Here is a 20,973-nt window from a genome sequence, read left to right on the forward strand (position 1 = left end):
TTCAGCCGGCGGCGGTCGGGTCGCCGGTGCCCCGCTCGCGAGCCATGCTGGCGCGCAGCTCGTCCAGCCGGGCGGCGGCCGTCGGGTCGGCCTTCTCGGCCTGCGGCACGGCCGGTCGCTGCCCGGCCCCGCCGAGCTGCTCCCCCGCCATGCTGGACCGGATCTGCTCAAGCCGGGCCGAGCCGGCCGAGTCGATCGTCGCCTTCTGGATCTCCAACATCCGGCCCTCGACGGAGTTGCCCGCCAGCTCGGCGCGACCCATCGCGTTGGCGTAGCGCCGTTCGATGCGGTCGCGCACCTCGTCCAGTGACGGGGTGTTGGTGGGCGCGGTCAACGACGACATCGACTCCAGCGAGCGGGCCACCGTCTCCTGCATCTTGGCCTGCTCCAGCTGGCTGAGCAGTTTGGTGCGCTCGGCGAGCTTCTGCTGGAGGATCATCGAGTTGTTCTCGACCGCGCGGCGGGCCTGGGCGGCGGCACCCAGCGCCTGGTCGTGCAGGGTCTTCAGGTCCTCGGTCGCCTGCTCGGCGGAGACCAACTGGGTGGCCAGGGTCTGCGCCGACTGCTCGAACCGCACCGCCTCGGCCTCGTCACCCTTGGCCCGGGCCTGGTCGGAGAGCACCAGGGCCTGCCGGGCGTTGCCCTGCAACCGCTCGACCTCGGTCATCTGCCGGGACAGCTTCATCTCCAGCTGACGCTGGTTGCCGATCACCGCGGCGGCCTGCTGCACCAGCGCCTGGTGCTGCCGCTGGGCATCCTCGATGGCCTGCTGGATCTGCACCTTGGGATCGGCATGCTCGTCGATCTTCGCACCGAAGAGTGCCATCAGGTAGTTCCAACCCTTGACGAACGGGCTCGCCATCTCCGCGGTATCCCCTCAGTAGCGTCGCTCCACCACGGCCGGCCAGGCCCGACGGGCCGACCGACCACCACCGCCGGTCTCCATCGTCCCAGCCGGACGCCAACGAGGCATCCGTACCGGGCGGTCGACAGCACCGGCAGCTCCTGTGGGCCACCCTACGCGGCCGGAGCCAGCCCACCCATGGTCAACCGGACGACGGTCTCAGGCGGCGCAGACCACGTCCCGGTCGCGCTCGGTCGGGCGGACACGGGTGCTGCGCAGCGTGGCCTTGAGCGGCGAGTCCTGGCGGACCGAGACGGCGACCTTGCCATCGGAGGTGACCTGACGGACGCCCCGGCCGGTGCTCTTGGCCGCGGCCTCGGCCGGCTCGTCCTGCATCGAGACGAGGACCCCGGGCATCTGCTCGGCGAGCGCCACGGTGTCACTCACCTCACGCAGAAGCTCGGACAGCCGGGCACCCAGGGCGTCGCAGATCGCGGCGAGCAGCTCGCTGGATGGCTCCTTGTGCCCCCGCTCGATCTCGGAGAGGTAGCCGAGGCTGACGTTGGCGGCGGTGGAGACCTCACGCAGCGTGCGCTGCTGGCCCTGCCGGCGCGCCCGCAGTGCGTCACCGATCACCCGGCGTAGCAGGATCATCGCACCTCCCCCTGAGGGATACCTCGCGCCCGGCGCTGAGCGGCCGGCCGCGGCGGACCGCGCCGACCCCGAAACGTCGGAGCCTTCCCGCAACCGTACCTGCTACGAGCCCCGCCGACATCCCGCCCCGCCCGTCGGTTCGCCGAGACGGCCTCACTTCGCGCGAAACCGACAGCTCCCGCTGCCCCGGATGCCCCGGATGTCCCGACCAATTCGCGGGCAGCGCGGCCTGCGCGCTGTCGGCGGCGTGGACCGGGCGTCCCCCGGCTAACTCGCGGGCAGCGCGGCCTGCGCGCTGTCGGCAGCGTGGATCCGCTCGGCGAGCAGCCGCAGCGCCTCGACCACCGCCGCGGAACGGACGTGGTCCCGCCCGCCACCCAGGTCGAGCTGTCGGACCTCGGCGCCGTTCGGGCCGGCGACCGCGACGTAGACCAGGCCGACAGGCTTGCCGTCCTGCGGGTCGGGGCCGGCGACACCGGTGGTGGCCACTCCCCAGTCCGCGCCGCAGCGCTGGCGCCCACCCGTGGCGAGCGCCGCCGCCACGTCCGGGTCCACCGGCCCCCGCTCGGACAGCAGGTCGGCGGGGACGCCGGCCAGGGTGCCCTTCAACTCGGTGGCGTAGACCACGAAACCGCCCCGGTAGATCCCGCTGACCCCGGCGATGTCCACGATCGATGCGGCAAGCAGCCCACCGGTGAGTGATTCGACGGTGGCCAGGGTTTCGTGCCGCTGGGCGAGTCGGTGCACCACACCCGCCGCCGCACTGCCCACCTCGGCATCGTCCGCCGCACCACCCGCCGGCCGTTCCAGACCCGTGTCCCGCTGCATCAACCATCCCTTCCCCACACACCAACCCCCAACCCCCAACCTGCCCCTGCCCAATCGCGTCGATCATGAGGTTAGCGGCGCGACACGCCGTTCCGGATGGCAATAACCTCATGATCAACGAAGCGAAGCGGGGCGAAGGGGGGCGGGCGGGGCGGGGACGGTTTAGCGGGGGTGGCGGAGGCGGAGGGCTTGGGCTATGTAGTCGAAGCCTGTCGCCACCGTGACCAGGACGGCGGCGCCCATGATCCACGGGCCGACGGCGGCGAGGACGGCCGGCATCGGCCAGAGGTACCAGGCGATCGCGAGGATCTGGAGCGCGGTCTTGACCTTGCCGCCCCGGCTGGCGGCGATCACCCCGTGCCGGATCACCCAGAACCGCAGCCCGGTGATGCCCAACTCGCGGACGAGGATCAGCGCGGTCACCCACCAGGGCAGCCGGTCGTACCAGGACAGCAGCACCAGGGCAGCCCCGGTGAGCGCCTTGTCGGCGATCGGGTCGGCCACCTTGCCGACCGAGGTGACCAGCCCGAACCGGCGGGCGATCCAGCCGTCCACCAGGTCGGTCGCCGACGCCACCGCGAAGATCAGGCAAGCCGCCATCCGCCAGCCGGAATGGGTCATCCCGGACATGATCACCGAGGCGGCGAAGACCGGCACCAGCGCCAACCGCAGGGCGGTCAGCGCGTTGGCCGCGTTGAGGACGGGCACCACGGCGACCACCCGGGCCGGAGTCGATTCCGTCGCCCCGGTCACCGCCGCACTCCGCTCGGGCCGTCGTGGCGTTCCCGGCACCGCACCACTGGGCTCCCCCGCTCCGCCTGGGCCCACCGTCACCGTGCCGCGCCGGGCGCCGCCGAGATCATCTCATCCGGCACCGCCAGCAGGTCGACCCCTTCGGTGCCGGTCACTGTCGCGCGTACCAGATCACCCGGTCGCAGCGCGGCGAGGTCGACCCCACCCTCGGCCGGGGCGACAAGGGTGGTGGAACCGTCCACCTCCGGCGCCTGGTGCGCCGCCCGACCCTCCACCACGCCGTCCGAGATCGAGTCGACGAGCACCTCGACAGTCGAACCGAGCCGGTCCTCGGCCCGCTGCGAGCACAGCTCGTCGGCGAGCGCGCTGAGCCGGTCGTAGCGCCGCTTGATCGTCGCGGCGGAGACCTTGCCGGGCAGGCCGGCGGCCTCGGTGCCGTCCTCGTCGCTGTAGTCGAACATCCCGATCGCGTCCAGCCGGGCCTCGGTCAGGAACCGGACCAGCTCGTCGACGTCGGCGCGGGTCTCGCCGGGGAAACCGACGATGAAGTTGCTCCGGGCGCCCGCGTCCGGTGCCAACGCGCGGGCACCGGCGAGCAGCTCCAGGAACCGGTCGGTGGAGCCGAAACGCCGCATCCGGCGCAGCACCGGCTCGCTGGAGTGCTGGAACGACAGGTCGAAGTACGGGGCCACGCCCGGGGTGTTGGCGATCGCCTCGACCAGCCCGGGTCGGGTCTCCGCCGGCTGGAGGTAGCTGGCCCGCACCCGGACGATGCCGGTCACCGCGGCGAGCTGCGGCAGCAGCTTCTCCAACGCGCGGGGATCGCCGAGGTCCTTGCCGTACGAGGTGGAGTTCTCACTGACCAGCACCAGCTCCCGGACGCCGGTCTTGGCCAGCCACTCCGCCTCGGCGAGCAACTCGTCCGGGGTACGCGAGACGAACGCCCCACGGAACGCGGGGATGGCACAGAACGCGCAGCGCCTGTCGCAACCGCTTGCCAGTTTCAGCGAGGCCACCGGGCCGGTGTCCAGTCGGCGGCGCAGCACCTGGCGCAGGTGCGCGGGGGTGTGCTCGTCGGTGTCGACGACGGTGCGGCTCACCGTGCCGTGCCCGGGCAGCGACACCGTGCTGTCGCGGCGCTGCACCGGGGTCAGCGGCAGCAGCTCACGCCGGTCCCGAGGGGTGTGCGCGGTGATCTGCTCACCGGCGACGACGGCGTTCAACCGGGCGGCGATGTCCGGGTAGTCGTCGAAACTCAGCACCGCCTGCGCCTCGGGCAGACTGTCGGCCAGCTCACGACCGTACCGCTCGGCCATGCAGCCGGCCGCGACCACCTTGGCGCCGGTCCCGGCGGCGGCGAGCAGCGTCTGGATGGAATCCTGCTTGGCCTTCTCCACGAAACCGCAGGTGTTGACGACCACCACGTCGGCGCCCTCGCCGTCGGTGGTCACCTGCCAGCCGTCGGCGTGCAGCCGTGCGGCCAGCTCCTCCGAGTCGACCTCGTTGCGGGCGCAGCCCAGGGTGAGCAGGGCGACGCGACGGCCCTCGGCGTGGTCAGAAGGAGAAGGAGAGGTGGCAGACACCATCCGAGGGTACCGGGCCGGTCGGGGAAGCCCACGCACGCGGGGCTGCGGCGACGACCGGGCACCGAATCGGTGTGCCCGGTTTCCGGCAGCGGTCAGCGGGCCACGGCGCCGATGCGGGTCAGCGCATCGAGCAGGAACACCTCGGTGCCGGCCAGGCCGGTGGAGCAGAACACCGAGATCTGGTCCGCGGTGGTCCGGCCGGGGACCGCCCCGGCCAGGATGCCGCCCAGGTCACGCAACCGCCCGGCGTACGGGGGTGTGGCCGCGAGCATCGGCGGCTGGTAGTCCGCCGCCTGGGCTGGCGAGTCGGTGGCCAGCAGGTCGGCGACGTCCAGCAGGTCGGTGCCGAACTCGCTGCGGTCCCGCTGCTTGAAGCCGACCGCGTTGAGGTGCGTGCCGGGGCTGAGGTCGGCGGCGCGGAGCACCGGGGTCGGGCTGGTGGTCGCGAGCACCACGATGTCCCGCCCGGCGACGGCCGCGCCCGGGTCGGCCACCGTGCGGGCCGGCACGCCCAGCTCGGCACGGATCCGGGCGGCGAGGGCGTCCCGCCGCGCCGCGGCGCGGCTGTGCACCACCACCTCCCGCAGGGAACGCACGGCGGCGGTCGCCCAGACCTGGGTCCAGGCCTGCCGGCCGGAGCCGATCACGCCCATGGTGGCCGCGTCCGCACGGGCCAGGGCGTCGACCGCCAGGGCCCCCAACCCGCCGGTACGACGGGAGCCCAGCTCCTCGCCCACCGCCACCGCCCGGATCGCCCCGGTACGCGCGTCGTGCAGCACCACGACCTGCTCGCTCTGCGGATGGCCGAAGGTGTCGTAGGAGCGGAAGCCGTACCACTCGCCGACCAGGTGCCCCGCCGTGAGCACCAGCCGGCCACCGCCGAGCGGGGCGGCGGCCCGGGGTGGGGCCACGAGGCGTCCCTCGTACGCGGCCAGAAGGGCGGCACGCATCGCGTCGACAGTGGTGGCGGCGTCCAGTGCGGCGGCGACGTCCCGGTCGGCATAGATCAGCGTCATGGCGGCCATCCTGCAAGTTAGAGTCAAGTGCAGGTCAACACGGGGTGGTGGGAGTCACCGGGCCATCGGCTCTCGACCCGTCCACCCCGACGGTCGACAGGTGCTAGCGTCGGCTTCGGTGGCCCGTGGCCACCCCGGACGAGTGGTGGGCGTACCCGGTAAGGCCAAGACGCCCCGCGACGCGCAGACCCCGACTCGTCCCGGCCCGGCGGCCCGGGCACTCCCGTGTGAGGTAACGATGGCCTGGCTGGTGCTGGTGATCTCTGGCCTGTTGGAGACGGCCTGGGCGGTGGCCCTGGACCGTAGCGCCGGCTTCAGCCGGCTGGGCCCGTCCGTGGTGTTCGCGGTGACGCTGGCCCTGAGCATGGCGGGGCTGGCCTACGCGCTGCGCGAGATCCCGGTCGGCACCGGTTACGCGGTCTGGGTCGGCATCGGCGCGGTCGGCACCGCGCTGGTCGGGATGCTGGCGCTCGGCGAGTCGGCGAGCCTGCCCCGGATCCTGTGCCTGCTGCTGGTGGTCGCCGGCGTGATCGGCCTGAAAATCTTCCACTGAGGAGTTACCTCGGCAGGCGTGGTCACCACCCACAGTGGGTAGTGATCGATTCGTCACGACAGGCTCTCACCCGGAGGACGACATGGCCGACCTGCCCAGCACCGCCCGCCCCCGCGCCAACGCCGCCCGCATCCTCACCATCGTGGGTTTCGTCTTCGCGGTTCTCGCCCTGCTCATCTCCCCGATCATCTTCGGCGTGCTCGGCATCGTCGCGGGCATCGTCGGCGCGGTGCTGGGTGACAAGCCCCTGGGCTGGTACGCCGCGGCGGCCAGCGTCGTCGGCGCGATCATCGGCACCGTCATCGCCGCCGCGCTGCTCAACTGAACGCTCCCCGACTCGCGGGCCCGCCGGATTCCGGCGGGCCCGTCGCGTTTTCCCGGTCGGTCGCGTTTCCCCGGTCGGTCGTTGCGCCGGTCAGTCCACGTCGCCGCGCAGGCCGACCAGGACCTCCTCTAACTCGTCCGGCTTGACCAGCACGTCACGCGCCTTCGACCCCTCGGACGGCCCGACCACCCCACGGGTCTCCATCAGGTCCATCAGGCGGCCCGCCTTCGCGAAACCGACACGCAACTTGCGCTGGAGCATCGACGTCGAGCCGAACTGTGAGGTGACCACCAACTCCACCGCCTGCACCAACAGGTCCAGGTCGTCGCCGATGTCCTCGTCGATCTTCTTCTTGCTCTCCTGTGCGGGGGCCAGCACGTCCTTGCGGAACTCCGGCTCACGCTGGTCCTTGCAGAACTTCACGACGTCGGCGATCTCCCGCTCGGTGACCCAGGCGCCCTGGATGCGGACCGGCTTGGAGGCGCCCATCGGCAGGAAGAGCCCGTCACCCCGGCCGAGCAACTTCTCCGCGCCCGGCTGGTCGAGGATGACCCGGGAGTCGGCGAGGGAGGAGGTGGCAAACGCCAGTCGGGACGGCACGTTCGCCTTGATCAAACCGGTCACCACGTCGACCGAGGGGCGTTGGGTGGCCAGGACCAGGTGGATGCCGGCCGCGCGGGCCAACTGGGTGATCCGGACGACCGAGTCCTCCACGTCGCGGGGCGCGACCATCATGAGGTCGGCCAGCTCGTCCACGATGACCAGCAGGTACGGGTACGGGCGCATCTCCCGTTCACTGCCCGGCGGGGCCTTGATCTCGCCGTTGCGGACCTTGCGGTTGAAGTCGTCGATGTGCCGGACCCCGTTGGCGGCGAGGTCGTCGTAGCGCATGTCCATCTCGCGGACCACCCAGTCCAGCGAGTCGGCCGCCTTCTTCGCGTTCGTCACGATCGGGGTGACCAGGTGCGGGATGCCCTCGTAGCCGGTCATCTCGACCCGCTTCGGGTCGATCAACAGCAGCCGCACCTCGTCCGGGGTGGCGCGGGTGAGGATGGACACCAGCAAGGTATTGAGGCAGCTCGATTTACCGGCGCCGGTGGCCCCGGCTATCAAAATATGAGGCATCTTCGCGAGGTTGGCCACCACGTAGCCGCCCTCGATGTCCTTGCCGAGCGCCACCACCATCGGGTGGTGGTCGCTCGTCGCCGCGTGTGAGCGCAGCACGTCGCCGAGGGCGACGTTCTCCGGGTCGGTGTTCGGGATCTCCACGCCGACCGCGCTCTTGCCCGGGATGGGGCTGAGGATCCGTACGTCCGGCGACTTCACCGCGTACGCGATGTTGCGGGAGAGCTGGGTGATCCGCTCGACCTTGACGCCGTGCCCCAACTCGACCTCGTAGCGGGTGACGGTCGGGCCACGGGTGAAGCCGGTGACCGCGGCGTCCACGTCGAACTGGTCGAACACGCCGGTCAGCGCGGCGATCACCTCGTCGTTGGCCTTGCTGCGGGTCTTCGCGGCGGCACCGGCGCTGAGCATGTTGGGCGGCGGCAGGGTGTAGTCCCCGGCCAGCCCGGTCAACGCGAGCTGCTCGGCCCGGGTCGGCGCGGGCGAGTGCTCCGGCGGCTCGACCGGCGGCCGGCGGCTCGCCGGCACCTTCGCCGGGGCCTTGCGCGGCAGCACCATGGTCTCCTGGAGGTCCGCGCCGTCGGGGTCCTCGAAGTCGTCCGGGTCGAGCGGTGCAGGCGTCCGCTTCGCCGGTCGCCTACGCGCCGGCTTCGCGGCCGGAACGTCTTCTTCCTCGTCGGTCTCCGGTGCGGCGACCAGCCCACCGGCGAGCAGGCCCAACCGCTCCGGGATCTTGTTGATCGGTGTCGCGGTCACCACCAGCAGACCGAAGAGCAGCAGCAGGATCAGCAGCGGCACCGCCACCCAGGCGGTGACCGCGCGCTCCAGCAGCCCGCCGATGCCCGCGCCGACCAGGCCGCCCGCGAAGTCGCGCTGGAGCGGGTTGGCCGGGGCCTGCCCGATGTGCAGCAGCGCGGCGGTCGAGACGAGCAGCGAACCCCAGCCGATCAGGCCGCGGCCCCGATGCTCCGGATCGGCCGGCTGACGCATCAACCGCCACGCCCCGATCATCAACAGCACCGGTACGACAACCGAGATCGCGCCCAGGAAGAGCCGGATCGTGTCGGCCAGTCGCGTGCCCACCGGGCCCGCTCCGGAGAGCCAGAGCGCCACGGCGGTGAGCAGGGCGAACCCGAACAGCAACAGCCCGGCGCCGTCCCGGCGGTGCTCCGGGTCGAGGTCGCGGGCGGAGGCGGCCTGTCGACCGGCCGCCCGCACCGCCCAGCCCATCCCGTGGGCCACGCCCATCCACAGTGCGCCCACCGCGCGACCCACGTAGACGGCCGCGCCGGGTCGCGCCGGCGCGGTACGACGCCGGACCGGTGCCCGGGTCTTCTTCGCCGGTTGACGGGCACGACTGTTGGTGCCACCGCGCGGCGACGCGCCGCGCCGCCGGCTCGCCTGAGAGGTACGGCCCGCCATAGAGTCACGGTAACGGTGGGGCCGGGCAGATCCCCGCTTTTCCGGGTCGTGTCCGCGCGTCGAAACACGGGCCCCGCCGCCGGTCGTGATATCCGCCTCAGAAGGGATGCCCCATGGCGTCGCCGGAATTCGAGGGCGATCCGGACGACCCGCTGGCCGGGCACCCGGGCGCGCTGCGCCCACTGACCGGCGAACTGGTCGCCGCGGTGCTCGCCGCCCGCGGTCGGTCCGTCGACCTGACCGCGGCCGGCGAGTTGGTGGGCCACTTCGACGACAACATGATCTGGTTCCTCCGCCTCGGCGGGGACGGCGAGCTGCTCCAGGTCCGCACGATGGTGACTCCCACCTTCGGCATCGAGCAGGTGCCCGCCCTGTACGCGTTCTGCAACTCGTGGAACCACGACCGGCTCTGGCCCAAGGCGTTCGTGCACGTCGACGACGACGGTCGGGCCCGGGTCTACGGCGAGGTGGTCACCGACCTGGAACGCGGGGTGACCCCGCACCAACTCGACCAACTGCTCGACTGTGGCATCTCCACCGGCTGCCAGCTCGCCGTGGCGGTCCGTCGGCTGCCCGGCGCGGTGCTGTCGTGACCGGCCGGGACGAGTTCACCGGCAGTCGCACCGGCCGGGCCGGCGGGTCCGGCAATCCGGATCCCATCCGACGGCCGCCCGTGCAGCGGGACCCGACGCTGGTGAGCGCGCTCGCCGACGCACGGGACCTGCCCGACGGACCAGCCCGGCTGTTGGCCCTCGAACGGCTCGCCGAGCGGGCCGACGCGTCCGGGGACCTCCGGTCCGCCCTGGACGCCAGGTTCGCGCTGATCGAGGCGTACCTGTTGCACGGCGAGCGGTGGCGGCTGGTCGAGCCGGTACGCCGGTGCCGAGCCGCCGCCGACTACCGGCCCGAGCTGCTCACCGAGGACGAGGCTGCCCTGCTGCTGCGCCTACAGCGGTACGCCGTGGAGGCGCTGCTCGGCACCCCTCGGGTGGGGTTGGACCAGACCCGGTCCCTCCTGGACGACCTGGCCCACCGGATCGGGGCGGACGGCCCCGAGGCGGCGACCGTCGCGGAGCTGCGCTGCCGGATCGCCGACCACCTCGGCGACGAGCCCACCGCCCGACACTGGTACCAGCGGTGGGCGGGCGCTGTCGGCGGGCCGTCCGGTGGCTGCCCCGGTTGCGCCCCGGCCCGCCGCGCCGAGCTGCTCGCCGGCTGGGGCGAGTGGCGGGCCGCGCTGACCGAGCTGCGGGCGCCCACCGACGACGCGGTGGGTTGCACCGACCAGCCCGAGCGGGCGCTGGTGGCCGGTCTGCTCCCCGAACTGCGCGTCGGCGAGGCCGAACGGGCCGCGGTGGCGCACGTGCGGGCGTACCGGCGGCACCGACACGAGCGCGCGGCCTTTCCCCACCTCGCCGCACATGTGCGGTTCTGCGCCCTCGGCGGGCACCTGGAACGCGGGCTGAGCATTCTGGCCGAGCAGCTACCCCGGTTGGACCGACCCACCGACGACCTCGCCGCGATGGAGTTCGCCGCTGCCGGTGCGCTGGTCTGCGCGGTGGCCGTCGAGGCCGGGCTCGGCCTGCGCACGGTGCCCCGCCCGGCCTACGGTGGCCGGCCGGCCACCGACCTGGACGTGGCCACCCTCGGCGCGCTGCTGCTCGCGATGGTCAACGAGCTGGCCGGCAGCTTCGACGCCCGCAACGGCACCGGCCACCACTCCGGACGGATGGCCTCCTGGCTCGCCGAGCGCCCGCTGGCGGCTCCGGTGCCCCTGCCCGCCGACGACGGGCCCGCCGACGCTGACACCGGCTATGACGGTTTCGGCGACGCTGGCACCGGCCACGACGGTTTCGGCGACGTCGGATCCGGCCACGACGTGCCCGGCGACGACGGTTCCGGCGACGCTTCGCCCGGCGGCGCGGAGCGCGACTCCGAGACCGCCGCCGACGACGAGCGGGAGCTGGTGACGCTCACCATCGACCTGATCACGGCCGCCCTGGACCGGCGCGGGGCCCGGTACGTCGTGGAGGAGGGCGACCGGGTGGTCGGCCGGTGGGACGGGGTGGTGATCCAGTTCCGCCGGGCCGGCGAACGCGGCGAGGTGCTGCACGTCCGGGCCATGGCCACCCGGCGGCTGCCGGCGACCCGCCGCGCCGAGGCGTACGCCTTCTGCAACGCCTGGAACCACGACCGGCTGCTGCCCAAGGCGTACGCGCACGATCTCGGCGACGAGTTGGTGCTGGCCGGCGACGTGGCCACCGACCTGACCCACGGGGTGGCCCCGGCGCAGCTCACGGTGCTGGTGGACGCCGCCGTCACCACCGGCGTCGCCTACGCCGAGGCGGTCGCCGCGCTGCCCTGACACCCCGGGCGCGGCGACGCCGGCCCACTCCGAACGGAGTGGACCGGCGTCAGCGGGACGAACTCAGACCTCGACGACGGTGGGCACGATCATCGGGCGACGACGGTACTTGTCGTTGACCCACCGCCCCACGGTCCGGCGGACGATCTGCTGGAGCTGGTGCGGGTCGGTGATGCCGTCCGCCGCGGCCCGGTTGAGCGCCTCGGTGACAAGCGGGACCACCGGGTTGAACGCCTCCGGGTCCTCGGAGAAGCCCTTCGCGGACAACGTCGGGCCGGCGACCACCTTGCCGGTGACCGAGTCGACGACCACTGTGGTGGCGATGAAGCCGCCGTCACCGAGGATCCGCCGTTCGGTGAGCAGCGACTCGCTGACGTCACCGACAGCGAGGCCGTCCACGTAGACGTACCGGCTCTTCACGTGCCCGACCAGGCTGGCACGGCCCTCGACCAGGTCGACGACGTCGCCGTCCTCGCAGATCACCACCCGGTCGGCGGCGACCCCGGACTCGATGCCGAGGCGGGCGTGGGCGCGCAGGTGCCGCCACTCGCCGTGCACGGGCATCAGGTTGCTGGGCCGGACCACGTTGAGCAGGTACAGCAGTTCCCCGGCGGGGGCGTGCCCGGAGACGTGCACCTTGGCCACGTCCTTGTGCACGACGACCGCGCCGGCCCGCGCCAGGCGGTTGATCACCCGGTAGACCGAGGTCTCGTTGCCCGGCACCAGCGAGGACGCCAGGACGACCGTGTCGCCGGGCGCGATCGTGATGTGCCGGTGGTCGCCGCTGGCCATCCGGCCCAGCGCGCTCATCGGCTCACCCTGCGAGCCGGTGGACATCAGCACGATCTCGTCCGGCGGCAACGTGGTCGCCTCGTCGATGCTGATGACCAGGCCATTCGGGATGTTCAGCAGGCCGAGGTCCCGGGCGATGCCCATGTTGCGAACCATGGACCGGCCGATCAGCGCGACCTTGCGGCCGTGCTCCGCAGCCGAGTCGAAGACCTGCTGTACGCGGTGCACGTGCGAGGCGAACGAGGCCACGATGATCCGGCCCTTCGCCTTCGCGAAGATCGAGTCGAGCACCGGCCCGATCTCCCGTTCCGGGGTGACGAAGCCGGGGATCTCCGCGTTCGTGGAGTCGGAGAGCAGCAGGTCGACGCCCTCGGCGCCAAGCCGGGCGAAGCCAGCCAGGTCGGTGATCCGGCCGTCCAGCGGAAGCTGGTCCATCTTGAAGTCGCCGGTGTGCAGCACCAGGCCGGCGGGGGTGCGGATGGCCACCGCGAGGGCGTCCGGGATCGAGTGGTTGACCGCGAAGAACTCACACTCGAACGGGCCGAGCCGCTCCCGACCGCCCTCCCGCACCGTCAGCGTGTACGGCTGGATCCGCCGCTCGGCCAACTTCGCCTCGACCAGGGCGAGGGTGAACTGTGAGCCGACCAGCGGGATGTCGGGTTTGTGGGCGAGCAGGTACGGCACCGCGCCGATGTGGTCCTCGTGGCCGTGGGTCAGCACGATCGCCTGGACGTCGGCGAGCCGGTCCAGAATCGGGCCGAAGTCGGGCAGGATCAGATCCACGCCCGGTTGCTCGACGTCGGGGAAGAGCACCCCGCAGTCGACGATCAGCAACTTGCCGTCGTACTCGAAGACGGTCATGTTCCGACCGATGGCGCCGAGCCCGCCGAGCGGGATGATCCGCAGGCCACCTTCGGGCAGCGGCGGGGGTAGTTCCGCCTCGATGTGCGCCTCGGTCACTCGTCCACCTCATTCTGCGACGCCGTCACTCGGCGCCCATCGTGTCGTTCGATCATTCGGGCAGCTCCAGGCCCGCTGCCGCGAAGTCCGCGCGCAGCTGGGCGATCTCGTCGTTGGTGGCGTCCACCAGCGGGGGTCGCACCGGGCCGGCCGGCAGACCCAGCGACGCCAGGCCCGCCTTCACCAGGATGGTGCCCTGGGTACGGAAGATGCCGGTGAACAGCGGCAGCAGCCGCCGGTGCAGGGCAAGCGCGGCCGGCATGTCCCCCGCGTCGTACGCCTCGATCATCTGTGCGGTCAGTGCCCCGGTGAAGTGCGTCGAGGTCCCGACCACGCCCACCGAGCCGACGGCCAGCGCCGGCAGGGTGAGGGCGTCCTCGCCGCAGTAGAAGGCGAGGGCGGTCCGGCTGGTCACCCAGCTGGTGGCGGTCAGGTCACCCTTGGCGTCCTTGACCGCGACGATCCGGCCGTGCTCGGCGAGCCGGACCAGCGTCTCGGTTTCGATCGGCACACCGGAGCGGTGTGGGATGTCGTACACCATCACCGGCAGGCCGGTGGCGTCGGCGACGGCGGTGAAGTGCCGCAGCAGACCGCTCTGCGGCGGTTTGTTGTAGTACGGGGTAACCACCAGCAGACCCTGCGCACCCGCCTTCTCGGCGGCCGAGGACAGCTCGATGGTGTGCCGGGTGTCGTTGGTGCCCACCCCGGCGATGACCTTCGCGCGGTCTCCGACGGCCTCCACCACGGCCCGGATCAGGCGTTCCTTCTCCGCGTCGGTGGTGGTCGGCGACTCGCCGGTGGTGCCGTTGACCACCAGCGCGTCGTTGCCCTGCTCGTCGACCAGGTGGCTCGCCAGCCGGGCGGCGCCGTCGAGGTCGAGCGAGCCGTCGGCGGTGAACGGGCTCACCATGGCCGTGAGAACCCGGCCGAAGGGGCGGGACACCGGTCGGGCCGCGGCGTCGGGGTGGTCGTGCGTCATACCCTCCAACCTAGCGGACGACCAGCCGGGGCCCGCCAGGGAAGGGCTCAGGACGCCTCGTGCGGGCTGGCCGCCACCTCGGTGCCGTCCGGCAGCGTGGAGATCACGAAGTCGGCGAACACGTTCGGGGCGACACCCTGGAGCTGGCGCAGGCACTCCACGGCCAGCTCACGGATCTCCACGTCGGCGTGCTCGGTGGCCCGCATCGCGACGAAGTGCCGCCAGGCCCGGTAGTTGCCGGTGACCACGATCCGGGTCTCGGTGGCGTTGGGCAGCACCGCGCGGGCCGCCTGCCGGGCCTGCTTGCGGCGCAGCGTCGGGTTCGGCTCGTCGGAGAAGCGCTGCTCAAGACCCTCCAGCAACTCCGTGTACGCCTGGACGCTCGCCTCGGCAGCCGCCACGAACTTCTTGTGCAGCTCCGGGTCGTCGGCGATGACCGCCGGCTCGACCATTGCCGCGTCCCGTTCCGGGACGTAGCGCTGAGACAACTGGGAGTACGAGAAGTGCCGGTGCCGGATCAACTCGTGGGTGAAGGAGCGCGACACCCCGGTGAAGTAGAAGGTGACCGAGCCGTGCTCCAGCACCGACAGGTGCCCGACCTCAAGGATGTGCGCCAGGTAGCCGGCGTTGGTGGCGGTCGCCGGGTTCGGCTTCTTCCACGACTGGTAGCAGGCCCGGCCGGCGAACTCGGCGAGCGCCTGACCACCCTCCGCGTCGGTCGACCACGGCACGTCGTCCGGGGCCGCGAACTGGGTCCACGCGATCAACTTGACCTGGGGCTGCACCATCTCCGGCATGCCAGGGACTGTAGTGGCGCGGCCCCCTGCGGCCCAACTCAGGCACGCCCCCTGCAATGTCGATCACTCCGGCAGTGGTGCGGCTCCGGCCTCCGGGGTCGGGGTGCCACCCACCCATCGGGTTGATCGACTCGGCTTCCTGAAACTCGGGGTGTCCGGGCCCGGGTGCATGGCCCGGTTTCCGGAAACGCGAATCGATCATGGGATGGCGGCGACGCGCTCAGACGTAGAGCGAGGTGAACGGCGCCCAGGGCAGGTTGCGCAGCACCGAGAAGGCCAGCCACACGCCCAGGAAACCGACGATGACCTTCGAACTGATCTGCAGCTCCGGCAGTCGCCAACCGAACGCCTGGTTGCCCGCCCAGGCCACGAAGAGGTACGCGAGGAACGGCAACGCGAAGACGAACAGGAAGTGGTGCCGGGCAGCGGCGGGCAGGTCGGCGTGCAGCACGTACCAGAGTGCGCGGGTGCCGCCGCAGCCTGGGCAGTCGAGCCCGGTGGTCAGCTTGAGCAGACAGGTGGGCGCGGCATCCGGGGCGGCGTGGGCCGGATTGCTGAGCAGCGCATAGCCCATGCCCGCGGCGACGCAGCCGACCGCGGCGAGCGGCACCGCCCAGCGCGGCGAACGCTCGTAGAGGCGCAGCACGAACCGGGTGAGCCGGTCCGGCTCCGGCACCGGGTAGCCACCGGGCGGGGTCATCGGCCAACCAGCCGAGCCGGCGCCGTCGGGACCCACACCAGCCGGACCCACTCCGGCCGGCTCGGTCGGGGCGGTGTGCACCGCCCCGGGGGCGGGCTGCTGGTCGAACGGACCGGGAACGCTCGTCACGCGCTCACGGTACACCGGGCATGCCGGCCAGGGCAGCGTTGAGCGGACCGGCCAGGTCTCCGGTCTGCGGCGGTGCCACCGCGGCCAGGCCGAGCCAGCCGGCGAGCCGGTGCAGCTCGGCGGCGAGCGCCACGGCGGTCTCCCCCGGGTCGGCACCGGGTTCGAGCCAGGCGGCCGGCACCAGCAGCACCCCGGACTTGCGGTCGGCCTTCAGGTCGACCCGGGCGGTGAACCGGTCGCCCTGAAGAAACGGCAACACGTAGTAGCCGTAGACCCGCTGTGGCGCGGGGACGTAGATCTCGATCCGGTAGGTGAAGCCGAACAGCCGCTCGGTGCGGGCACGTTCCCAGATCAGCGGGTCGAAGGGGCTGACCAGCGTGTTGCCGCGAATCCACCGGGGCAGCCGGGCGGACGCGTGCAGCCACGCCGGCTGACGCCAGCCCGCCACGGTGACCGGCACCAGCTCGCCGGCCTCGGCCAGCTCCGCGACGGCCTGCCGGGCACCGGCCAGCGGCAGCCGGAAGTAGTCGCGCAGCTCCGGCTCGGCGGCCACCCCGAGCGACCGCGCGGCACGGGCCACAAGCGTGCGGTACGCCTCGGCGTCGCTCGGGGTGGGCGCGGCCAGCACCGCCGCGGGCAGCACCCGCTCGGGCAGGTCGTAGCGGCGGGCGAAGGAGGTGCTGCGTTCCGCCGCGGCCACCTCGCCGGCCCAGAAGAGGAACTCCAAGGCCTGCTTGACCGCCGACCAGTTCCACCCCCAGTTGCCGGTCTCCCGGGGCGCGTCGTGCTCGATCTCGGCGGCGGTCAGCGGACCTCGGGCGGCCACCTCGGCACGGACCCACGCGACCAGCTCCGGCTGCTCCTGGGCGATCCGCCGCATGCCGCCCCAGGATTCGCTGTGCGCCCGGGCCATCCGCCAGCGCAGCATCGGATGCAGCTCGACCGGCACCAGCGACGCCTCATGACCCCAGTATTCGAACAACTCCCGTGGGCGCCGGTAGGCGGCCTGGTCGAGCAGCGTGGTCGGGTAGGGCCCGAGCCGGCTGTAGAGCGGCAGGTAGTGCGCCCGTTGCAGCACGTTGACCGAGTCCATCTGGATCAGGTTGACCCGGTCGAGCACCCGACGCAGGTGCCGGCGGGTGGGCACGCCGGCGGGCGTCGGGTCGGCGAAGCCCTGGGCGGCGAGCGCCACCCGGCGGGCCTGGGCGAGCGAGAGTGATTCCGGTGCGGCCATCGTCGGCGACCTTAATTCATCGGTACGACGCCGGTGCGGGAAGTTGGACGGGAGGGCCAGCTGGGCATAGAACGGTGCAATGCTGACCATCCGCCGGGAGGAGCCGGACGACGCCGAGGCGGTCGCCCGGGTGCACGTGCACGGCTGGCAGGCGGGCTACGCCGGCTTCATGCCCGACGAGGTGCTCCAGCGGCTGAACGTGGCGGCCTGGGCGCAGCGCCGCCGCGACGTGGGCACCGCCGACCCGGAGCATCCGTTCACCACAGTGCTCGGCGAGGTGGACGGAGCGGTCGTCGGCTTCACCACCTTCGGGCCGTACCGCCGCAACCAGGACCGGGACGACCTGGACCCGACGGTCGGCGAGGTGGTGGCGCTGTACGTGGAACCGGCCTGCTGGGGTGACGGCACCGCCGTCGCCCTCCTGTCCGCCGCCCGGGTCGGGCTCAGCGAGCGGGGCTGGACCGCGTACCGCGCGTGGGTGTTGGCGGACAACCGGCGGGCCCGCCGGTTCGGCGAGCGGGCCGGGCTGTCAGCGGACGGTGAGCGGTCGACCTATCATGTGCCGCTCGCCGGTGGGCAGCCCCCGGTCAGCCTTGTCGAGCTGCGCTACGCCGGACGCCTCGACACCTGACCCGTGCGGGGTCAGCCAACGACGGATCGGCAGGAAGGCCAGCAGCGCAAGGCTGATCCACACGTAGGCGTTGCTGCCCAGGAAGCCGTCGACGCCGGTGAAGTCCTTCTCCCAGAACCAGACGGTCCGGCTGATCAGCAGCGCGTACCCGATGGTCGCGGCGACCAGCAGGACGCGCCGGCGACGGCCGGCCGGCGCGGCCATCGCGTTGTCGACGAGCAGGATCAGCGCGGGCAGCAGCCAGATCAGGTGGTGCACCCAGGTGACCGGGCTGACGAGGCACATCACCGCGCCGGTCAGCGCCAGGCCGGTCGCCTCGTCACCGACCGCGACGGCGGCCCGGGACCGCCACGCCCACAGTGCCAGGGTGCCGAGCACGAGCAGCAGCCAGAGCACTGTGCTCGGGTGCTGCGGGTCGAGCCGGGCGACCACCCCGCGCAACGACTGGTTGGAGACGAAGGCCAACTCGCCCACCCGCCCGGTGTTCCACAGCGCCTCGGTCCAGAACTCCCGGGACGCGTCCGGGAAGAGCGCGCCGGCCAGCAGCGACACCCCGGCGGCCGTGCCACAGGCGGTGAGAGCCGCCCGCCAGCGCCCGGTCACCAGCAGGTAGACGATGAAGACGCCCGGGGTCAGTTTGATCGCGGTGGCGAGCCCGATGCCCACCCCGGCCCACCGGTTGCCGGCCGGCAGCAGCCGCAGCAGGTCCACCGCCACCAGGAAGAGCAGCAACGTGTTGACCTGGCCGAAGTTGACGGTCTCCCGCATCGGTTCGAACGCGGCGGCCAGGCAGAGCGCCACGGCGAGCGCGAACCACCGGGTCCAGCCGGCCCGGCGGGCGATCGGGTCGACAAGCCACCAGATCAGCACCGTGGTGCTGACCACGCTGGCGAGCACGCTCACCACGATCGCGGCCGACCACGGCAGGTACGCCATCGGCAGCATGACCAGCGCGGCGAACGGCGGGTAGGTGAAGCCGTACTGGGTGCCCGGCTTGAGGTAGTCGTAGATCTCCCCGCCGTCGTGCACCCACCAGGTCAACGCACCGTAGTAGACCTTCAGGTCGAAGAAGCCGTGCCGTACCGCCGCGACGGCGAGGAACGCGGTGACCGCCGCGGCGAGCACCACCACCCCGGCGACCTGCACCGTCGTCCTCCTGGCACCCTGCGCCACCGTCGCCCCCCTCGCCCTGCGTAGGCTTCCGTCCCATGGCTCTCGGGTACGTCCGCCCGGCGCGTCCTGAGGACGCCGGCGAGATCGCACGCATCCAACTCGCGACCTGGCGGGTCGCGTACCGCCGGATCCTTCCTCGGCACGTGCTCGACAACCTGGACGAGGCGTTCCTCGCCCGGCGGTGGAACGCCGCGGTGCTGGAGCCGCCCTCCGGCGCGCACCGGGTGCTGGTCGCTGTCGAACAGGCCGAGCAATCGTATCTGGTGGGGTTCGCCGCCTCCGGGCCGGCCGACGCGGAGGCGCTGGCCCCGGGCGAGCCGGCCGAGGCACTCGGCCCGGACGTGGCCGCGGTGACCGACCTGCTGGTGGAGCCGCGCTGGGGTCGGCGTGGGCACGGCAGCAGGCTGCTCGCCGCCGCCGTCGACCTGTGGCGGGAGGACGGCCTGAGCCGGGCGGTGGCCTGGGCGTTCGAGGGCGACGAGGCGACCCGCAAATTCCTCACCAGCACCGGCTGGGAGCTCGACGGCGCGGCCCGCGCGCTGGACGTGGACGACATGCTGGTCCCCCAGGTGCGCCTACACGTGGGCGTCCCGGCCGAAAAGGTCCCGACCGAGTAACCCGACAAGCCCCCGCCCCGCCCGCCCCCGCCCGCCCGGCCCACCCCCGCCCGTCGATCATGGAGTTGTGGTGGGCGAAAGCTCCACCTGCGCCCCTTTTGTTAGGCACCACAACTCCATGATCGACGCAGGCCAGGGCAGGGAGTGCACGATCGCGGGGTCAGCGGGCTTGTTCGGCGATCACCTCGTCGTCGTCGAGGGCGCCGGTGGGGTGGAAGCCCAGCGCGGTGTAGAGGGCGGCGGCCTGGGTGTTGTCCGGGTGGTACGAGAGGCGGACCGGGGGGTTGCCCTCCCGGGTGGACAGCCAGCCCGCCAGGGTCCGCACCGTCGCCCGGCCCACGCCACGGTTCTGTTCGGCGGCGTCGATCAGCATTCCGCCGATCCAGTGCGAGCCGTCGTCGTCCACGCCCCACATGACGTGGCCGACGACTGTCTCGTCGGCGTACACCGCGAGCGACGTCCACACCTCGGAACGCAGACTGAGCAGCAGGTAGCGGGCCCCCAGCGCGGCCACGAACCGGCGTTGGTCGTCGCGCGGGGCGACGTCGGCCACCGCCCGCCAGTTGTCGTCGTCGACCGGGCGCAGGGTGACTCGCCTCCCGAGCCGGTCCAGGTGTCCCCCGTTGATCATGCGGCGGATGCTACCCGGCAACGCGGTGCGGCGTCGTGAGCCTGGTCGGCGGACGGTGGCGGGGGAACGGAGCTGTCAGTCGAGCAGGGCGTCCAGGGCGACGGTGAGGCCGGGGCGGTTGCGCACCGCGCGGACGGCCAGCAGCACGCCCGGCATGAACGACACCCGGTCGTACGAGTCGTGCCGGATGGTCAGCGTCTCGCCGGTGGTGCCGAACAGCACCTCCTGGTGGGCGACGAGGCCGGTGGCGCGCACCGCGTGCACGCGTACCCCCTCGATGTCGGCGCCGCGCGCACCCGGCACCTCGTCCTTTGTGGCATCCGGCACCGGGCCCAGGCCGGCGTCGGCGCGGGCCTTGGCGATCTGCCGGGCGGTGTGGGTGGCGGTGCCGCTCGGGGCGTCCAGCTTGCGCGGGTGGTGCTGCTCGATGATCTCCACGGACTCGAAGTACCGGGCGGCCCGTGCGGCGAACTGCATCATCAGCACCGCGCCGATGCCGAAGTTCGGGGCGATGACGACGCCCACCCCGGGCCTGTCGGCCAGCCAGCCGCGCACCTGCTCCAGCCGCTGCTCGGTGAAGCCGGTCGTGCCGACCACCGCGTTGATGCCCTGCTCGACGCACCACCGGAGGTTGTCCATGACGACGTCCGGGGTGGTGAAGTCGACGACCACGTCGGCGCCGGAGGCGGCGGAGAGGTCGTCGCCCTGGTCGATCGCCGCGACCAGGGTGAGGTCGTCGGCGGCGTCGACAGCCTTGCAGACCTCGACGCCCATCCGGCCCCGGGCACCGAACACGCCGACCCGGGTCTTCTCCTGCTCGTCAGTCACGGGGCACAACCTATCCCAATCGGGACGGGCC

At 72.4% G+C, this 20,973-nt stretch carries 21 protein-coding genes and 1 riboswitch; of the genes, 6 read left to right on the forward strand and 15 right to left on the reverse strand.

What is annotated here, in order from left to right:
* Position 1 precedes the first annotated feature (1 nt).
* The 6 genes from AB0A95_RS01960 to AB0A95_RS01985 all read right to left on the reverse strand — a co-directional run bounded on the left by AB0A95_RS01960 (position 2) and on the right by AB0A95_RS01985 (position 5,681).
* Positions 2 to 862 (reverse strand): PspA/IM30 family protein, encoded by an 861-nt coding sequence (locus AB0A95_RS01960; protein ID WP_357553712.1) that lies wholly within the window; start codon positions 860 to 862, stop codon positions 2 to 4.
* A gap of 201 nt (positions 863 to 1,063) precedes the next feature.
* Entirely contained in the window at positions 1,064 to 1,498 is a 435-nt protein-coding gene (locus AB0A95_RS01965) for a helix-turn-helix transcriptional regulator (protein WP_357553713.1), read from the reverse strand.
* A 267-nt stretch (positions 1,499 to 1,765) separates the two neighbouring features.
* Positions 1,766 to 2,326, reverse strand: coding sequence for a CinA family protein (locus AB0A95_RS01970; RefSeq protein WP_357553714.1), 561 nt, complete (start codon positions 2,324 to 2,326; stop codon positions 1,766 to 1,768).
* Between the two features lie 162 nt (positions 2,327 to 2,488).
* On the reverse strand, positions 2,489 to 3,079 hold the full coding sequence (pgsA, locus tag AB0A95_RS01975; RefSeq protein WP_357553715.1) for a CDP-diacylglycerol--glycerol-3-phosphate 3-phosphatidyltransferase: 591 nt from the start codon (positions 3,077 to 3,079) through the stop codon (positions 2,489 to 2,491).
* Between the two features lie 77 nt (positions 3,080 to 3,156).
* The gene (gene rimO / locus AB0A95_RS01980) at positions 3,157 to 4,665 is read right to left on the reverse strand and encodes a 30S ribosomal protein S12 methylthiotransferase RimO (protein WP_357553716.1); all 1,509 of its coding nucleotides are present in this window, start codon (positions 4,663 to 4,665) and stop codon (positions 3,157 to 3,159) included.
* A 92-nt stretch (positions 4,666 to 4,757) separates the two neighbouring features.
* Positions 4,758 to 5,681 carry an ornithine cyclodeaminase family protein gene (locus AB0A95_RS01985; protein WP_357553717.1) on the reverse strand — a complete coding sequence of 308 codons (924 nt, stop codon included), beginning with the start codon at positions 5,679 to 5,681 and terminating at the stop codon, positions 4,758 to 4,760.
* Positions 5,682 to 5,795: 114 nt separating this feature from the next.
* Positions 5,796 to 5,860: riboswitch (guanidine-III (ykkC-III) riboswitch) on the forward strand.
* Positions 5,861 to 5,919: 59 nt separating this feature from the next.
* Here AB0A95_RS01985 and AB0A95_RS01990 point away from each other — a divergent pair.
* Both AB0A95_RS01990 and AB0A95_RS01995 read left to right on the forward strand, forming a co-directional pair.
* Positions 5,920 to 6,234 (forward strand): SMR family transporter, encoded by a 315-nt coding sequence (locus tag AB0A95_RS01990; RefSeq protein ID WP_357525983.1) that lies wholly within the window; start codon positions 5,920 to 5,922, stop codon positions 6,232 to 6,234.
* 82 nt (positions 6,235 to 6,316) lie between these two features.
* Positions 6,317 to 6,559, forward strand: a complete 243-nt coding sequence (locus tag AB0A95_RS01995; RefSeq protein ID WP_357553718.1) for a hypothetical protein — start codon at positions 6,317 to 6,319, stop codon at positions 6,557 to 6,559.
* A 90-nt stretch (positions 6,560 to 6,649) separates the two neighbouring features.
* On the opposite strand, the gene AB0A95_RS02000 is transcribed toward AB0A95_RS01995, so the two are convergent.
* Entirely contained in the window at positions 6,650 to 9,106 is a 2,457-nt protein-coding gene (locus AB0A95_RS02000; protein ID WP_357553719.1) for a DNA translocase FtsK, read from the reverse strand.
* A gap of 113 nt (positions 9,107 to 9,219) precedes the next feature.
* Between AB0A95_RS02000 and AB0A95_RS02005 the strand changes: the two genes are divergently transcribed.
* Entirely contained in the window at positions 9,220 to 9,699 is a 480-nt protein-coding gene (locus AB0A95_RS02005; protein ID WP_357553720.1) for a YbjN domain-containing protein, read from the forward strand.
* A gap of 65 nt (positions 9,700 to 9,764) precedes the next feature.
* A complete protein-coding gene (locus AB0A95_RS02010) occupies positions 9,765 to 11,471 on the forward strand; it encodes a YbjN domain-containing protein (RefSeq protein WP_357553903.1) in 1,707 nt (568 codons plus the stop codon).
* Positions 11,472 to 11,534: 63 nt separating this feature from the next.
* Here AB0A95_RS02010 and AB0A95_RS02015 read toward each other — a convergent pair whose 3' ends face one another.
* From AB0A95_RS02015 to AB0A95_RS02035, 5 genes are all read right to left on the reverse strand, one after another.
* Positions 11,535 to 13,223, reverse strand: a complete 1,689-nt coding sequence (locus AB0A95_RS02015; RefSeq protein ID WP_357553721.1) for a ribonuclease J — start codon at positions 13,221 to 13,223, stop codon at positions 11,535 to 11,537.
* Positions 13,224 to 13,275: 52 nt separating this feature from the next.
* Positions 13,276 to 14,202, reverse strand: coding sequence for a 4-hydroxy-tetrahydrodipicolinate synthase (gene dapA, locus AB0A95_RS02020; RefSeq protein WP_357553722.1), 927 nt, complete (start codon positions 14,200 to 14,202; stop codon positions 13,276 to 13,278).
* 47 nt (positions 14,203 to 14,249) lie between these two features.
* Entirely contained in the window at positions 14,250 to 14,990 is a 741-nt protein-coding gene (thyX, locus tag AB0A95_RS02025; RefSeq protein ID WP_357553904.1) for an FAD-dependent thymidylate synthase, read from the reverse strand.
* Between the two features lie 229 nt (positions 14,991 to 15,219).
* A complete protein-coding gene (locus AB0A95_RS02030) occupies positions 15,220 to 15,735 on the reverse strand; it encodes a DUF2752 domain-containing protein (RefSeq protein WP_357553905.1) in 516 nt (171 codons plus the stop codon).
* 97 nt (positions 15,736 to 15,832) lie between these two features.
* Positions 15,833 to 17,062 carry a crosslink repair DNA glycosylase YcaQ family protein gene (locus AB0A95_RS02035; RefSeq protein ID WP_357553723.1) on the reverse strand — a complete coding sequence of 410 codons (1,230 nt, stop codon included), beginning with the start codon at positions 17,060 to 17,062 and terminating at the stop codon, positions 15,833 to 15,835.
* 79 nt (positions 17,063 to 17,141) lie between these two features.
* Between AB0A95_RS02035 and AB0A95_RS02040 the strand changes: the two genes are divergently transcribed.
* Positions 17,142 to 17,693, forward strand: coding sequence for a GNAT family N-acetyltransferase (locus tag AB0A95_RS02040; RefSeq protein ID WP_357553724.1), 552 nt, complete (start codon positions 17,142 to 17,144; stop codon positions 17,691 to 17,693).
* Here the strand turns inward: AB0A95_RS02040 and AB0A95_RS02045 are convergent.
* Entirely contained in the window at positions 17,592 to 18,866 is a 1,275-nt protein-coding gene (locus AB0A95_RS02045) for a glycosyltransferase family 87 protein (RefSeq protein WP_357553725.1), read from the reverse strand. The two genes, AB0A95_RS02040 and AB0A95_RS02045, sit on opposite strands and share 102 nt — an antisense overlap.
* 35 nt (positions 18,867 to 18,901) lie before the next feature.
* Between AB0A95_RS02045 and AB0A95_RS02050 the strand changes: the two genes are divergently transcribed.
* Positions 18,902 to 19,483 carry a GNAT family N-acetyltransferase gene (locus tag AB0A95_RS02050; RefSeq protein WP_357553726.1) on the forward strand — a complete coding sequence of 194 codons (582 nt, stop codon included), beginning with the start codon at positions 18,902 to 18,904 and terminating at the stop codon, positions 19,481 to 19,483.
* Between the two features lie 160 nt (positions 19,484 to 19,643).
* Here the strand turns inward: AB0A95_RS02050 and AB0A95_RS02055 are convergent, their stop codons facing one another.
* Both AB0A95_RS02055 and dapB read right to left on the reverse strand, forming a co-directional pair.
* Complete coding sequence (locus AB0A95_RS02055; RefSeq protein ID WP_357553727.1) at positions 19,644 to 20,114, reverse strand: GNAT family N-acetyltransferase; 471 nt, start codon at positions 20,112 to 20,114, stop codon at positions 19,644 to 19,646.
* A 75-nt stretch (positions 20,115 to 20,189) separates the two neighbouring features.
* Positions 20,190 to 20,942, reverse strand: a complete 753-nt coding sequence (dapB, locus tag AB0A95_RS02060) for a 4-hydroxy-tetrahydrodipicolinate reductase (protein ID WP_357553728.1) — start codon at positions 20,940 to 20,942, stop codon at positions 20,190 to 20,192.
* Positions 20,943 to 20,973: the final 31 nt, after the last annotated feature.

This window comes from Micromonospora sp. NPDC049230 (genome assembly GCF_040647875.1).
Taxonomy (GTDB): domain Bacteria; phylum Actinomycetota; class Actinomycetes; order Mycobacteriales; family Micromonosporaceae; genus Micromonospora.